A 17,209-nucleotide genomic window follows, 5' to 3' on the forward strand; every position below is an offset into this window, starting at 1 on the left:
ATGTCCTACGAACGCTCCTCTCGTAGTTTTTCCGACGACGCGGTGGCGATCGTCGGCATATCCTGCCGCCTCCCTCAGGCCCCGGACCCCGACTCCTTCTGGCGGCTGCTGCGCGACGGGGTCGACGCCGTCACCGACGTTCCCGGCGGCCGGTGGAACTCCCCTGAGACCGAGTCGCTGCGCGGCGGCTTCATCACCGGCATAGCCGAGTTCGACGCCGAGTTCTTCGGGATCTCCCCGAACGAGGCCGCGATGATGGACCCCCAGCAGCGGCTGCTCATGGAGCTGAGCTGGGAGGCGCTCGAAGACGCCGGCATCGTCCCGGACAGCCTGCGGGGCACCGGCACGAGCGTCTTCATCGGCGCCATGGCCGGCGACTACGCCCAGCTGCTCCAGGGCGCCGGCCGCGCGGCGCTGACCCGCCACAGCCTCACGGGCATCAGCCGGGCCCTGCTCGCCAACCGGATCTCGTACACGCTCGGGCTGAACGGCCCCAGCATGACCGTGGACTCCGCGCAGTCGGCCTCCCTCACCGCCGTGCACCTGGCCTGCGAGAGCCTGCGCAACGGCGAGTCGGGCCTGGCCATCGTCGGCGGCGTCAACCTCAACCTGACCCCCGACAGCACGCTCGCCGCGCTCAGGTTCGGCGCCCTGTCGCCCGACGGCAAGTGCTTCACGTTCGACGCCCGCGCCAACGGCTACGTCCGCGGCGAGGGCGGCGGCATCGTCGTGCTCAAGCCGCTGGCCCGCGCGCTCGCCGACGGCGACCGCGTCCACTGCGTGATCGCGGGCAGCGCCGTCAACAACGACGGCGGCGGCGACGGGCTCACCGTCCCCGACCAGTACGCCCAGGAAGAGGTCATCCGGCGGGCCTGCGAGCGGGCCGGCGTGCCGGCGGCCGACGTCCAGTACGTCGAGCTGCACGGCACCGGGACCCGGGTCGGCGACCCCATCGAGGCACGCGCCCTCGGCGGCGCCGTCGGCACCGCCAAGGACCCGGGCACGCCGCTGCTCGTCGGCTCGGCCAAGACCAACGTCGGCCACCTGGAAGGCGCCGCGGGGATCGTCGGCCTGCTCAAGACCGTGCTGGCCATCAGGCACCGCGAGCTGCCGGCGTCGCTCAACTTCGAGACGCCCAGCCCGCTGATCCCGTTCGACGAGCTGAACCTGCGCGTCAACACCGCGCTGTCCGCCTGGCCGCGCGCCGGCGAACCGCTGCTCGCCGGGGTCAGCTCCTTCGGCATGGGAGGCGCCAACTGCCATGTGGTGCTCGCCGAGCACCCGCAGGAGACCCCGCGACCGGCGCCCGGCCCCGCCGGGCCGGTGATCCTGCCGCTGGCCGGGCAGAGCGAGGCCGCGCTGCGCGCCCAGGCGGGACGGCTGCGCGACCACCTGCTCGCCGAGCCCGCCGCCGACGCCGCGGACACGGCCTACTCCCTGGCCACGACGCGTACGGCCTTCGACCACCGCGCCGCCATCGTCGTCGACGAGCCGTCCCGGCTGGCCGAGGTGCTCGACCGGCTCGCCAGGGGAGAGGCCGCCGCCGAGATCGTGACCGGACGGCCGGGCGACGGCGACGTAGCCTTCCTCTACTCGGGCCAGGGCAGCCAGCGCCCGGGCATGGGCCGCGAGCTCTACGACGCGTACCCCGCCTTCGCGCGGGCCCTCGACGAGATCGCCGCCTGCTTCGACGGCGAGCTCGCCAGGCCGCTGCTCGAGGTGATGTTCGACGATCCCGATGGGGTGTTGAACGAGACCGGGATGACCCAGCCCGCGCTCTTCGCCTTCGAGGTCGCGCTCACCCGCCTGTACGAGCACTGGGGCATCCGCCCCGACCGGCTCATCGGCCACTCCATCGGCGAGATCACGGCCGCGCACGTCGCCGGGGTGCTGTCCCTGGCCGACGCCTGCACCCTGGTCGCGGCGCGCGGCAGGCTGATGCAGGCCCTGCCCGCCGGTGGCGCGATGATCGCCGTCCAGGCCACCGAGGCGGAGATCCGCCCCCATCTCGACGACTCCGTCAGCATCGCCGCGATCAACGGCCCCGACTCCGTCGTCGTCTCGGGCGCGGAGGACCGCGTCACGGAGATCGCCGAGGAGTTCCGCGCCCGCGACCGCAAGACCCGCCGGCTGCGCGTGAGCCACGCCTTCCACTCGCCGCTGATGGACCCGATGCTGGCGGAGTTCCGGCAGGTGGCCGAGTCGCTCACCTACCGCGAGCCGGCCATCCCGATCGTCTCCAACCTCACCGGGGCCGTCGCGTCCGGCGAGGACCTGTGCTCACCCGGCCACTGGGTGTGGCACGTCCGCGAGGCCGTGCGCTTCAGCGACGGCATCCGCGCGCTGGCCGACACGGGCGTGACCACGTTCGTGGAGGTCGGGCCCGGCTCGGTGCTGGCCGCCATGGGGCAGCACTGCCTGCCCGCCGACCCCGGTATCCGGTTCGTCGCCACGCTGCGGGACAACCGGGCCGAATGCCACAGCGCCGCCCTGGCCCTGGCCGAGCTGCAGGTACGCGGCACCGCGCCGGCCTGGGACGCCCTGTACCCGGGCGCGCGGCGCGTCCCGCTGCCCACCTACGCCTTCCAGCGCACGTACCACTGGCTTCCCGAGTCGGACGGCGCGGCGCCGCCCCCACCCGCGCCCCCGGAGCCTGCGGCCACCGGCGGGCGGACGCAGCCACTCGCCGACCGGCTGCACGGCCTGCCGGGGCCGGAGCAGGAGCAGCTGCTCCTGGAGCTCGTACGGACCTGCATCGCGCTCGTCCTCGGCCACGCCAACGCCGCGACCGTGGACACCGCCACCGCCTTCAAGGCGCTCGGCTTCGACTCCTTCAGCGCCGTCGAGCTCAGGAACCGACTCAACGCCGCCACCGGGCTCCGGCTGCCCAGCTCGCTGCTGTTCGACCACCCCTCGCCGCAGGCGCTGGCCGCGTTCCTGCGCGCGGAGCTGACGGGCGGGCAGGCCGCGCAGGCCGTGGTGACCGCCGCCTCGGTGGCGGACGAGCCGATCGCGATCGTGGGCATGGCCTGCCGCTTCCCCGGCGGGGTGCAGTCCCCGCAGGACCTGTGGGAGCTGGTGATCTCCGGTACGGACGCCATCGGGGAGTTCCCCGTCGATCGCGGCTGGGATCTGGCGGCCCTGTACGACCCGGATCCGGACAGCCGCGGGACGTCTTACGCCAGGCACGGCGGTTTCTTGTACGACGCGGGGGAGTTCGACCCCGGCTTCTTCGGGATCTCGCCGCGTGAGGCGTTGGCGATGGATCCGCAGCAGCGGTTGCTGCTGGAGGCTTCGTGGGAGGCGATCGAGCGGGCGGGCGTCGACCCGGCCGGGTTGCGCGGCAGCCGTACCGGCGTCTTCGCGGGCGCGATGGCCCAGGACTACGGCCCGCGCCTGCACGAGGCCACCGGGGCCGCGGAAGGCTACGTGCTGACCGGCACCTCCGCCAGCGTGATCTCCGGCCGCGTCGCGTTCTCGTTCGGGTTCGAGGGCCCTGCAGTGACCGTGGACACGGCGTGCTCGTCGTCGCTGGTGGCGCTGCACCTGGCCGCGCAGTCGCTGCGGTCGGGCGAGTGCGACCTGGCGCTGGCCGGCGGCGCGACCGTGATGGCGTCCCCCGGCATGTTCGTGGAGTTCTCCCGGCAGCGCGGGCTCTCGCCGGACGGGCGGTGCAAGGCGTTCTCCGCCTCGGCCGATGGCACGGGCTGGGCCGAGGGTGTCGGCATGCTGCTGGTCGAGCGGCTGTCGGACGCGCGGCGCAACGGTCACAAGGTGCTGGCCGTCATCAAGGGGTCGGCGATCAACCAGGACGGCGCCAGCAACGGCCTGACCGCCCCGAACGGCCCCTCCCAGCAGCGGGTGATCCGCCAGGCGCTGGCCAACGCCGGTCTGTCGGCTGGAGAGGTCGACGTGGTCGAGGCGCACGGGACCGGGACGACGCTCGGCGACCCGATCGAGGCCCAGGCGCTGATCGCGACCTACGGACAGGAGCGGGACCGGCCGCTGTGGCTGGGCTCGCTGAAGTCCAACATCGGCCACTCCCAGGCCGCCGCCGGCGTGGGTGGCGTGATCAAGATGGTCATGGCCATGCGGAACGGCGTGCTGCCGCAGACCCTGCACGCGGACGAGCCGTCCCCGCACGTGGACTGGTCGACCGGCGCCGTCGAACTGCTGACCCAGGCCCAGCCGTGGGAGCTCCGGGACCGCCCGCGCCGCGCCGCCGTCTCCTCCTTCGGCATCAGCGGCACCAACGCCCACGTCATCATCGAGCAGGGCGACCCGGCCGCCCCGGCCCCCCGCGACGACGCGAACCTCCCCGCCGTCCCCTGGCTCGTCTCGGCGAAGACGCCAGAGGCGCTGGCCGGGCAGGCCGAGCGGCTCGCGTCCTGGGCGACGCCCGACATCCCCGTCGCCGCCGCCGGCGCCGCGCTGGCCGCCGAGCGGTCCGTGCTCGAACACCGCGCGGTGATCGTCGGCCGCGAGCGCGACGACCTGCTCGCCGGCCTGCGGGCACTGGCGGGCGGCCCCGCCGCGCCCGGCGTGCTGACCGGCAGCGGCCCGGCGGGCCGGCTCGCCCTGCTGTTCACCGGGCAGGGCAGCCAGCGGCTCGGCATGGGCCGCGAGCTGGCCGCGGCCTTCCCCGCCTTCGACGAGGCGCTGGAGCAGATCTGCGCGCTGCTGGACCCGCACCTGCCGCACCCGCTGCGCGAGGTGATGTTCGCCGACCCCGACGGGGTGCTCAACGAGACCGGAATGACCCAGCCGGCCCTGTTCGCCTTCGAGGTCGCGCTGTACCGGCTGCTCGAATCCCTCGGCGTACGGGCGGACGTGGTGGTCGGGCACTCCGTCGGAGAGATCGCCGCCGCCCACGTGGCCGGGGTGTTCTCCCTCGCCGACGCCTGCACCCTGATCGCCGTACGGGCCCGGCTCATGCAGATGCTGCCCCCGGGCGGCGCGATGCTCGCCATCGCCGCGTCCGAGGCCGACGTCCTGCCGCTCCTCGACGGGTACGAGGACCGGGTCGCCATCGCGGCCGTCAACACCCCGACCTCGGTGGTCATCTCCGGCGCCGAGGCCGCCATCGAGGAGATCGCGCAGAACGTCACGGCACGCAAGCGCCGGCTGCGGATCTCCCAGGCCGCCCACTCACCGCTGATGGAGCCGATGCTGGCCCCCTTCGAGGAGGCCATCACGGGGCTGACCTACCACGAGCCCGCCATCCCGGTGATCTCCAACGTCACCGGCAGGCTCGCCGAGCCCGGCCTGCTCACCAGCCCCCGGTACTGGGTCGACCACGTACGCCGGCCCGTCCGTTTCGCGGACGGCATCGCCGCCGCGGACGCCGCGCTCTTCCTGGAGGTGGGGCCCGACGGCGTCCTCACCGGGCTGGCCCAGCAGATGCTCTCGGACGGCGTCTTCGTCCCCGCCGTACGCAAGGACCGCGACGAGATCGACACCTTCGTCCAGGCACTCGGACAGCTCCACGCCTGCGGCGTCACCGTCGGCTGGAACGCCTACTTCGGCGCCGCCCCCGCACTCCACGTCGACCTGCCCACCTACGCCTTCCAGCGCCAGAGGTACTGGCTGGAGGCACGCGGTCCCGTGGACCTCCCCGCCGAGCACGTCGGGCTGTTCGAGGTGGACTGGATGCCCGTACCCGCCGTGGGCGGCGCCACCATGCCGCCCGGCGACGTGCTCCTGCCCTGGCACGACGAGGACGAAAGGGAGGGGACGGACCGGGCGCGTGCCGCCGTGCTCCGCGTGCTCTCCGCCGTCCAGGACTGGCTCGGCGGCGACCGGCCCCCCTCGGCCCGGCTGGTGATCGTCACCAGGGGAGCGACCGATGAGGTGCCCGACCTGGCCGGTGCCGCCGTGTGGGGCCTGGTGCGGTCGGCGCAGACGGAGTACCCGGACCGGTTCGTGCTGCTCGACGACGACGGCAGCGCCGAGGACGCCGTCGCCGCCGCCCTCGCCTACGACGAGCCCCAGCTGGCGATCAGGTCCGGCAAGATCTACGTCCCGAGGCTGGCGCGGCGCGGCCGGCCGCCGGCGGACCGGCCCTGGGAGCCCGGCGGGACCGTGCTGGTCACCGGCGGCACCGGCGCGCTGGGCCGCACGGTCACCCGGCACCTCGCCGCCCGGCACGGCGTACGGAACCTCGTCCTCGTCACCCGCGACCCGAGCTCGGCCGGAGCCGCCGCGCTCGCGGCCGAGCTGGCCGACCTCGGCGCGCACGCCGAACTGGTCGCGTGCGACGTCACCGACCGCGAAGCGCTGGCCGGGCTCATCGACTCCTGCCGCGACCTGACCGGCGTCGTGCACATCGCCGGCGTGCTCGACGACGGCGTCGTGTCGGCGCTGACCCCGTCGCGGCTCGACACCGTGTGGCGGACCAAGGCCGAGACCGCCTGGCTCCTGCACGAGCTGACCCGCGAGCGCGAACTGTCGGCGTTCGTGCTGTTCTCGTCGTGCGCGGCCACGCTCGGCAGCGCCGGCCAGGCCAACTACGCCGCCGCCAACGCCTTCCTCGACGCCCTCGCCCGCCATCGCCACTCGCTCGGCCTGCCCGCCACAGCCCTGGACTGGGGCCTGTGGGACAACTCCGCCGAATTCGGCGGCATGGCCGGTACGCTCGCCACGGCCGACCTGGCGCGCTGGGCCCGGCTCGGCGTCGCCCCGTTGCCGCGGGACGAGGCGCTTGAGCTCTTCGACTCAGCGCTCGCCGGCGGCGCCGTGACGATGCTGCCCGCCCGGCTGAGCCTGGCCAAGGTCGCGGACCCCGTACCGGCGATGCTGCGCGGGATGCTGCGCAAACCCGTCGAGCGCCGCACGGTCGGGGGCTCCGGCTCCGGAGACGTGCCGCTGGCGCAGTCCCTGCGCGGGCTGAGCCCGGACGAGCAGGAACGCACCCTGCTCGACCTGGTACGCGGCCAGGCCGCCCTCGTGCTCGGCCACGTGACGCCGAACGTCATCAGCGCCACCGGAGCGTTCAAGGACGCCGGCTTCGACTCGCTCACCGCGGTCGAGCTCAGGAACCGGCTCAACGCCGCGACCGGGCTGCAACTGCCCAGCTCGCTGCTGTTCGACTACCCGTCGCCCAAGGCGCTGACCGAGCACCTGCGTACCGAACTGCTCGGCGGCTCCGCCACGCCCGCCACCGCGGTGCGGTCGGCCGGGCACGACGAGCCGATCGCGATCGTGGGCATGGCCTGCCGCCTCCCCGGCGGCGTGCTGTCGCCGGACGACCTGTGGGAGCTGGTCGCGCAGGGCCGGGACGCGGTGGGCGAGTTCCCCGTCGACCGCGGCTGGGACCTGGACCGGCTGTTCGACCCCGACCCCGGCAACCGGGGCACCTCCTACACCCGGCAGGGCGGCTTCCTGTATGACGCCGCCGACTTCGACGCGGCCTTCTTCGGCATCTCGCCGCGCGAGGCGCTGGCCATGGACCCGCAGCAGCGGCTGCTCCTGGAGGCCTCGTGGGAGGTCTTCGAGCACGCCAACATCGACCCGGCCACGCTGCACGGCAGCGAGACCGGGGTCTTCACCGGCATCGCGCCGATGGAGTACGGGCCACGGCGCTCCGAGGGCTCCGACGCGGTCGAGGGGTATCTGCTCACCGGCCAGCTGGCCAGCGTGGCGTCCGGGCGGGTGTCGTACACGTTCGGGTTCGAGGGCCCGGCCGTGACCGTGGACACGGCGTGCTCGTCGTCGCTGGTGGCGCTGCACCTGGCCGCGCAGGCCCTGCGGACGGGCGAGTGCGACATGGCCCTGGCGGGCGGCGCGATGGTGATGGCGTCGCCGGGCACGTTCGTGGAGTTCTCGCGGCAGCGGGGCCTGTCGGCGGACGGGCGATGCAAGGCGTTCTCGGCCTCGGCTGATGGCACGGGCTGGGCCGAAGGTGTCGGCGTGCTGCTGGTGGAGCGGCTGTCGGACGCGCGGCGCAACGGGCACCAGGTTCTGGCGGTCATCAAGGGGTCGGCGATCAACCAGGACGGCGCCAGCAACGGCCTGGCGGCGCCGAACGGGCCGTCCCAGCAGCGGGTGATCCGGCAGGCGCTGGCCAATGCCGGGTTGTCGGCCGCTGAAGTGGACGTGGTCGAGGCGCACGGGACCGGGACCACTTTGGGTGACCCGATCGAGGCCCAGGCGCTGATCGCGACCTATGGCCAGGAGCGGGACCGGCCGTTGTGGCTGGGGTCGCTGAAGTCGAACATCGGTCACGCGCAGGCGGCCGCCGGTGTGGCCGGGGTCATCAAGATGGTGATGGCCATGCGGCACGGCCTCATGCCCCGGACCCTGCATGTGGACGAGCCGTCGCCGCACGTGGACTGGTCGGCGGGTGCTGTTGAGCTGTTGACCGAGGCTCGGTCGTGGGACGTTCAGGATCATCCGCGTCGTGCCGCCGTCTCGTCGTTCGGGGTGAGCGGCACGAACGCCCACGTGATCCTTGAGCAGGGGGACCTGCCCGAACCGGCTCCTGACGAGGTCGCGGACTCGCCGGTGGTGCCATGGGTGCTCTCGGCGAAGACGCCCGAGGCGCTGGCGGAGCAGGCTGGGCGGTTGGCGTTGTGGGTGTCGGCGCGGCCGTCGCTTTCGGTGTCGGACGCTGCTTGGTCGTTGGCGACGGGGCGTTCTGCGCTGGAGCAGCGTGCGGTCGTGGTGGGCGCTGATCGTGACGAGCTGCTGGCCGGGTTGCGGGATGTGACGGCCGGGAGTGGCTCTGGTGGCCGGTTGGCGTTGTTGTTCGCCGGTCAGGGCAGTCAGCGGGTCGGTATGGGTCGGCAGCTGGCTGAGGCGTTCCCGGTGTTCGCCGAGGCGTTGGAGGAGATCGACCGGTTGTTGCCGGTGCGTGGGGTGATGTTCGACGACCCGAATGGGGTGTTGAACGAGACCGGGATGACCCAGCCGGCGTTGTTCGCCTTCGAGGTGGCCTTGTATCGGCTGCTGGAGTCCTTCGGGGTGCGAGCGGATGTGCTGGTCGGTCACTCGATCGGGGAGATTGCCGCCGCGCATGTGGCGGGAGTGTTTTCGCTGGCGGATGCGTGTGCGCTGGTGGCGGCTCGGGCCCGGTTGATGCAGGCGCTTCCGGCCGGTGGGGCGATGCTGGCGATCGCCGCGCCTGAGGCGGAGGTTGTGCCGCTGCTGGAGGGCCGGGTTGGGATCGCGGCGGTCAACGGCCCAGCGGCCGTGGTGATCTCCGGCGACGCCCAGAAGATCGCGGATATCGAGGAGCGGGTCAGCGTTCGGACGCGCAGGCTGCGGGTCTCGCATGCTTTCCACTCGCCGTTGATGGAGCCGATGCTGGCTTCCTTTGAGGAGGCCATCTCCGGTCTGACCTACCACGAGCCGACCCTCCCGGTCGTCTCCAACCTCACTGGCCGGCTGGCCGAGCCGGGGCAGCTCACCAACCCCGGTTACTGGGTGGAGCACGTGCGTCAGGCCGTGCGGTTCGCCGACGGGGTCGCGGCTGCGGAGGCTGATTGTTTCCTGGAGGTCGGCCCGGACGGGGTGCTCACGGGGCTGGCTCAGCAGAGCATCGCCGATGGGGTGTTCGTCCCCGCCAGCCGCAAGGACCGCGACGAGGCCCGCGCGCTGATCGAGGCGCTCGGTCGGTTGCACACCCACGGCATCGCTGTGGACTGGACGGCGGTGCTGGCACCGGCCAGGCACGTCGACCTGCCCACCTACGCCTTCCAGCACCAGCGGTACTGGCTGGAGTCGGGCGGAGCCGTCAGCGACGTGACCGCCGCCGGGCTGAGCGCCGTGGAACACCCGATACTCAGCGCGGCCGTGCCCGCCGCCGACTCCGACACCCTCACGCTCACCGGGCGGCTGTCCCTGGCCACGCTGCCCTGGCTCGCCGACCACGCGGTCAACGGCACCGTGATCCTCCCCGGCACGGGCTTCCTCGAGATCGCGCTGCGGGCCGCGGCGGAGACCGAGGACTGCGAGGCGGTCTCCGAGCTGGCCATCCAAGCTCCGCTCGTGATCACGCACGAGCACCCCGTACAGCTCCAGGTGGTCATCGACGGACCGGACGACGGCGGCCGGCGTGGCATCGCCGTGTACTCCCGCGCCGAAGGCAGCGACTCCTGGCAGCGGCACGCCCAGGGCACGCTCGGCCCCGCCGTCGCCGAACCCGGCTTCGACCTCGCGCAATGGCCCCCGTCCGGAGCGCGGCCCATCGACATCGAGAACCTGTACGACGACCTGGCCGTCTCGGGCCTGGAGTACGGCGACGCCTTCCAGGGCCTGGTGAGCGCCTGGCAGCGCGACGGTGCGGTCTACGCCGAGATCGTGCTGCCCGACCAGGCGCTGGCGGGCGCGGAGCGGTTCGGGTTCCACCCCGCTCTCCTCGACGCGGTGCTGCACTCCATCACGCTCGGCGACCTCCTGCCGCGTACCGAGCCGGGGCAGCCGTTCCTGCCCTTCGCCTGGTCCGGCATCTCGCCGCACGCGGTGGGCGGGACCGCGGCGCGGGTCCGTACGACGGCGAAGGGCCAGGGCGAGCTGGCGCTGAGCGTCGCTGACCACACCGGCGCGCCGATCCTCACCGTGGACTCCCTGGTGGTCAGGCCCGTGACGGCCGAGCTGTCGGCGGGGAGCACGCCGTACGCGCTGGACTGGGTGAGCGCGCCCGCCGCCGCCGGGCCGGAGCCCGAGCGCGTGGTGGAGCTCGACGGCCTGTCCTCGCCGACCGACGTGGAGGCGGTCCCCGACCTGGTGCTTGCCCGCGTCCCGGCGGGTGAGGGGCGTACCAGGACGTACGAGGTGCTCGCGCTCGTTCAGCAGTGGCTCGCGGACGAGCGGTTCGCGCAGTCCCGGCTGGCCTTGGTGACCAGTGGGGCGGTCAGCGCGGCCGAGGGCGAGGTGCCGGATCTGTCCACCGCGCCCGTCTGGGGCCTGATGCGGTCCGCCCAGTCCGAGCACGCCGGCCGGTTCGTCATCGTCGACACCGACGACCATCCCGACTCCGCGGCCATGCTGCTGCGCGCCTGCGCGTCCGGCGAGCCGCAGGTCGCCCTGCGGCGGGGCGAGATCCGCGTGCCGCGCATCGTTCCCGTGACCCAGCCCGTGACCGTGACCGCGTCCGGGACGGTGGACGGGACCGTGCTGCTGACCGGTGGCACGGGCGAGCTGGGGGCCCTGGCCGCGCGGCGGCTCGTCACCGGGCACGGCGTCCGGCACCTGCTGCTGGCCGGCCGTCGCGGTGCCGCGGCGCCCGGCGCCCAGGCGCTGGTGGACGAGCTGACCTCGCTGGGCGCCCAGGTCACCGTGGCGGCCTGCGACGTCGCGGACCGCGCGGAACTGGCCGCCCTGCTGGCCGGCATCCCCGAAGACCGGCCGCTGCAGGGTGTCGTACACCTGGCCGGGATCGTGGACGACGGAGCCGTGACCTCGCTGACCCCCGAGCGGATCGACCGCGTCTTCGGCCCGAAGGCGGACGCCGCCTGGCATCTGCACGAGCTCACCGAGGACCTGTCGTTCTTCGTGATGTACTCGTCCGTCGCGGCCACGGTCGGCAGCGCCGGCCAGGCGAACTACGCCGCCGCGAACACGTACCTGGACGCCCTGGCCCTGCACCGGCGGGCGCGAGGTCTGCCCGCCGCCTCCTTCCAGTGGGGGCTGTGGGAGTCGGACAGCGGCATGGCCGGCGCGCTGAGCCAGGTCGACGTCGCCCGCCTCAACAGGGTCGGGCTCGCGCCGCTGCCCGTGGCCGAGGGCATGTCCCTGTTCGACGCGGGGCTCGCGCTCGACAGGGGAGTGCAGATACTCGCCCGCCTCGACACGGCCGCCCTGCGCCGCCAGGACGAGATCCCCGCCGTCTTCCGCGCCCTGGTCAAGCCCCCTGCGCGCAAGTCGGCGGCACCCAGGCAGGCGAGGGCGCGGGCCGACAAGGGCGCGCTGCTGTCGCTCATCCGTACGAGCGTCGCGCAGGTGCTCGGCCACGCCGACGCCGGCGCCGTGGACATCGGGACGGCGTTCAAGGACCTCGGGTTCGACTCGCTGAGCTCCATCGAGCTGCGCAACCGGCTCAACGCCGCCACCGGCCTGCGGCTGCCGGCCACGCTCCTGTTCAACTTCCCCACCCCCGACGAACTCGCGGAGCACCTGCGCGCCGAGCTCACCGGGGCCTCGCGGGCCGACCAGGTGGCCGCCCAGACCGGGACCGCCGACGAGCCCATCGCGATCGTCGGCATGGCCTGCCGCTACCCCGGCGACGTGGTCTCGCCCGAGGACCTCTGGCGGCTCCTCACCCAGGGCGCCGACGCGATCACCACCTTCCCCGGCAACCGGGGCTGGGACCTGGAACGGCTGTACGACCCCGACCCCGCCCACGCGGGCACCAGCTACGCCCGAGAGGGCGGGTTCTTGCACGACGCGGACCTCTTCGACCCCGCGCTCTTCGGGATCTCGCCACGCGAGGCCACCGCGATGGACCCGCAGCAGCGGCTGCTGCTCGAAACCTCGTGGGAGGCGATCGAGCGGGCCGGGATCAGCCCCAAGGCGATGCGCGGGAGCCGTACCGGCGTGTTCGCGGGCGTGATGTACCACGACTACGGCACGCGCCTGCCGCAGGCGCCCGAAGGGTTCGAGGGGTTCGTGCTCAACGGCAGCGCGGGCAGCATCGCCTCCGGCCGGGTCGCCTACACGTTCGGGCTGGAAGGCCCGGCCGTGACGGTGGACACGGCGTGCTCGTCGTCGCTGGTGGCGCTGCACCTGGCGGCGCAGTCCCTGCGGTCCGGCGAGTGCGATCTCGCCCTCGCCGGCGGTGTGACGGTGATGGCCACGCCCAACGTCTTCATCGAGTTCTCCCGGCAGCGCGGGCTCGCCGCGGACGGCCGGTGCAAGGCGTTCTCGGCCTCGGCCGACGGCACCGGCTGGGCCGAGGGCGCGGGCATGCTGCTGGTGGAGCGGCTGTCGGACGCCCAGCGCAACGGCCACCAGATCCTCGCCCTCATCCGGGGCACCGCGATCAATCAGGACGGCGCCAGCAACGGCCTGACCGCCCCGAACGGTCCCTCCCAGGAGCGCGTGATCCGCCAGGCCCTCGCCAACGCCGGTCTGACGACCGCGGACGTGGACGTGGTCGAGGCCCACGGCACCGGTACGACACTGGGCGACCCGATCGAGGCGCAGGCCATCATCGCGACCTATGGCCAGGAGCGGGACCGGCCGCTGTGGCTGGGCTCGCTCAAGTCGAACATCGGCCACACGCAGGCCGCCGCCGGGGTGGGCGGCATCATCAAGATGGTCATGGCCATGCGCCATGGCCTCATGCCCCGGACCCTGCACGTGGACGAGCCGTCGCCGCACGTGGACTGGTCGGCTGGGGCGGTCGAACTGCTGACCTCGGCCCGCCCCTGGGACCTCCAGGATCGCCCGCGCCGGGCCGGAGTCTCCTCCTTCGGCGTCAGCGGCACCAACGCCCACGTGATCGTCGAGCAGGGCCCGGCCGCGGTCGAGTCCGCCGACGAGGGCGATCCGTCGCTGCCCGCCGTGCCCTGGATCATCTCGGCCAACGACACCGCAGCGCTACGGGAGCAGGCAGGCAGGCTCGCGGCTTTGGCGTCGAGGGATGACATATCGCTTGCCGGGGTCGGTAAGGCGCTCGTGTCCGCGAGAGCGGTGCTGGAGCGGCGTGCGGTGGTGGTGGGCGCTGATCGTGATGAGCTGCTGGCCGGGTTGCGGGATGTGACGGCCGGGAGTGGCTCTGGTGGCCGGTTGGCGTTGTTGTTCGCCGGTCAGGGCAGTCAGCGGGTCGGTATGGGTCGGCAGCTGGCTGAGGCGTTCCCGGTGTTCGCTGGGGCGTTGGAGGAGATCGACCGGTTGTTGCCGGTGCGTGGGGTGATGTTCGACGGCCCGGATGGGGTGTTGAACGAGACCGGGATGACCCAGCCGGCGTTGTTCGCCTTCGAGGTGGCGTTGTATCGGCTGCTGGAGTCCTTCGGCGTCCGCGCGGATGTGCTGGTTGGGCATTCGGTCGGGGAGATTGCCGCCGCTCACGTGGCGGGAGTGTTCTCGTTGGCGGATGCGTGCGCGCTGGTGGCGGCTCGGGCCCGGTTGATGCAGGCGCTTCCGGCCGGTGGGGCGATGTTGGCGATCGCCGCGCCTGAGGCGGAGGTTGTGCCGCTGCTGGAGGGGCGGGTGGGGATCGCGGCGGTCAACGGTCCGGCTGCGGTGGTGGTCTCCGGTGACGAAGAGGCGATCGCGCAGATCGAGGAGCGGGTCAGCGCTCGCACGCGCAGGCTGCGGGTCTCGCATGCTTTCCACTCGCCGTTGATGGAGCCGATGCTGGCTTCCTTTGAGGAAGCCATTGCCGGGCTGACTTACCACGAGCCGACGGTTGCGATCGTTTCCAACCTGACGGGCCGGCTGGCCGAGCCGGGGCAGCTCACCCGTCCCGGTTACTGGGTGGAGCACGTCCGGCAGGCGGTGCGGTTCGCCGACGGGGTCGCGGCTGCGGAGGCTGATTGCTTCCTGGAGGTCGGCCCGGACGGGGTGCTCACGGGGCTGGCTCAGCAGAGCATCGCCGACGGTGTATTTATCCCTGCTGTACGCAAGGACCGCGACGAGGCCCGCGCCCTGGTCGAAGCGCTCGGCCGGTTGCACACCCACGGCATCGTCGTGGACTGGGACACCTACTTCGCCTCCGTCCCCACCCGGCACGTCGACCTGCCCACCTACCCCTTCCAGCGCCAGCGGTACTGGCTCGACGCCGGATACTCCACCGGTGACGTCGCCTCGGGCGGCGGGCTGGCGGCCGTCGAGCACCCGCTCCTGACCGCGACCGTCCCCTCTCCGGGGACCGACACCCTCACACTCATCGGCCGCCTGTCGCCGGCCGCGCAGCCGTGGCTGGCCGACCATGTGGTGGGCGGCCGGGTGGTCGTGCCGGGCTCGGCGCAGGTGGAGCTGGCGGTACGGGCCGGCGATGAGGCGGGCTGCCCCGTGCTCGACGAACTCACCCACCAGACCCCGATGGTCCTGCCCGAGCGGGGCACCCTGCATCTCCAGGTGGTGGTCGGAGCGGCCGACGAGTCGGGACGCCGGCAGGTGACGATCTACTCGAGGGCCGAGGACGCCACGGACTGGAGCCAGAACGCCCAGGGCGTGCTCTCCCCGGCCGCCGCCGTACCCGGCTTCGATCTCACGCAGTGGCCACCGCCCGGCGCGCAGTCCCTCGACGTGGGCGGCGTCTATGAAGATCTCGCCGAGACCGGCATGGAGTACGGCGACGCCTTCCAATGCCTCAGGGCCGTCTGGAGGACCGACGACGCCGTCTATGCCGAGATCGCCCTGCCGGAGCACACCAATCCCGAGACCCGGCGGTTCGGCCTGCACCCGGCGCTGCTCGATGCCTCCCTGCACGCCATCCCCATGTCCGGCCTGCTGCCGCAGGCCGAGCCGGGACGGCCGTACATCCCCTTCGCCTGGAGCCGGGTGGCGCTGCACGCCGACGGCGCGACGGTGCTACGGGTCAGGATCGCGCCCACGGCCGGTGCCGGGGTGGTCGCCCTGACCATGGCGGACGCCGCCGGCGTGCCCGTCATGGAGGTCGGCTCGCTCACGCTGCGCCCGAGCTCCGCCGACCAGCGGACGACCGGTCCCAACACCCTGTTCCAGATCGACTGGGTGCCGGCCGGTGGCCGTACCGCGCAGAACGACCTCCAGTACGAGATCTTCGACGTGCCCGTGACCGAGGCGGCGACCCCGGAGGCGATCAGGCACGCCACCTGTGCCGCGCTGGCGGCGGTGCAGGAGACGCTCGCCGCCGACCGGCCACCTGCGCGCCTGGTGGTCGTCACGCACGGCGCGGTCGCGGCGACCCCGGACGACGTGCCGGACCCGGCGCAGGCGGCGGTGTGGGGCCTGGTACGCGCCGCGCAAGCCGAACAGCCGGACCGGTTCCTGCTCCTGGACGTGGACGACGACTCGACGGAGCCGGTCTCCCAGGCGCTCACCACCGGTGAACCCCAAGTGGCGGTACGGGCCGGCCAGTTGCTGGTGCCGCGCCTCAGCCGCGCCGAACGGCCGGAGGAGCAGGGGGCGGCGTTCGGAGCGGACGGCACGGTGCTGGTCACCGGTGGCACCGGTGGGCTCGGCGCGTTGGTCGCCCGCCACCTCGTCACCGCGTACGAGGTCAGGCGCCTGCTGCTGGTCAGCCGTCGCGGTGCGGAGGCGCCGGGCGCGGCCGAGCTGGTGGCCGAGCTTTCTGACCTGGGTGCCGAGGTGGACGTGGCCGCCTGCGACGTGGCGGACCGCGACGCCCTCGCCCGCCTGATCGCTTCCATCCCCGCCGACCGCCCGCTGACGGGCGTCGTTCACACAGCAGGCGTACTGGACGACGGTGTCGTCGGCTCCCTCACTCCGGAGCGCATCGACGCCGTCCTGCGGCCCAAGGCCGACGCGGCCTGGCACCTGCACGAGCTCACGCGGGACCTTGATCTGACCGCGTTCATGCTGTTCTCTTCCCTGTCCGGGGTGCTGGGCAGCGCGGGTCAGGGCAACTACGCCGCCGCTAACATGTACCTGGACGCCCTGGCCCAGCGGCGCAGAGCGCAGGGCCTTCCGGCGACCTCGCTGGCGTGGGGCCTGTGGGCCACCGGCGGCATGGCGGGGGAGCTGGACGAGTCCGACCTGCGCCGCCTCGAACGCGGCGGCATCACACCCCTGCCCATCGCCGATGGGCTGGCCCTGTTCGACGTCGCGGTCAACGGCGACCGCGCCGTCCTGGTCCCGGCCGCGCTGAGCATGCCGGCGCTGCAGGCCCAGGCGCAGGCGGGCACGCTGCCCACGCTCCTTCACGGGCTGGTCCGCGTGCCCACCCGCCGTACCAGCACGACCAGCACCAGCGCGAACCCGACCGATCTCCTGCAGCTGGTGCGTAGCCAGGTGGCTACGGCGCTCGGGTTCCAGAGCGCCGATGCGGTGGAGCCGAGCAAACGGTTCCAGGAGCTGGGCTTCGACTCGCTGACCGCGGTGGAGTTCCGCAACCAGCTCAACGCTGCGACGGGGCTGCGGTTGCCCGCGACGTTGGTGTTCGATTTTCCGACGGCTGAGGCGGTGGCCGGGTATCTGGCGGGTGAGCTGGATGGTGGGCGGTCGTCGCAGGCTGTGGCACCCACCGCGATGGCGGCGGATGAGCCGATCGCGATCGTGGGGATGGCGTGCCGGTATCCGGGTGGTGTGGTTTCGCCGGAGG

General features: G+C 73.1%; 1 protein-coding gene (cut by a window edge). It reads left to right on the forward strand.

Annotated elements, in window-relative coordinates; translation table 11 throughout:
- Positions 1-17,209, forward strand: the 5' portion of a protein-coding gene (locus tag ACIBI9_RS42065; protein ID WP_397231097.1) for an SDR family NAD(P)-dependent oxidoreductase. It continues 10,139 nt past the right edge of the window; only the first 17,209 of its 27,348 coding nucleotides appear in the window; it begins with the start codon at positions 1-3; its stop codon lies off the right edge, out of view.

The sequence above is a fragment of the Nonomuraea sp. NPDC050451 genome, from assembly GCF_044458585.1.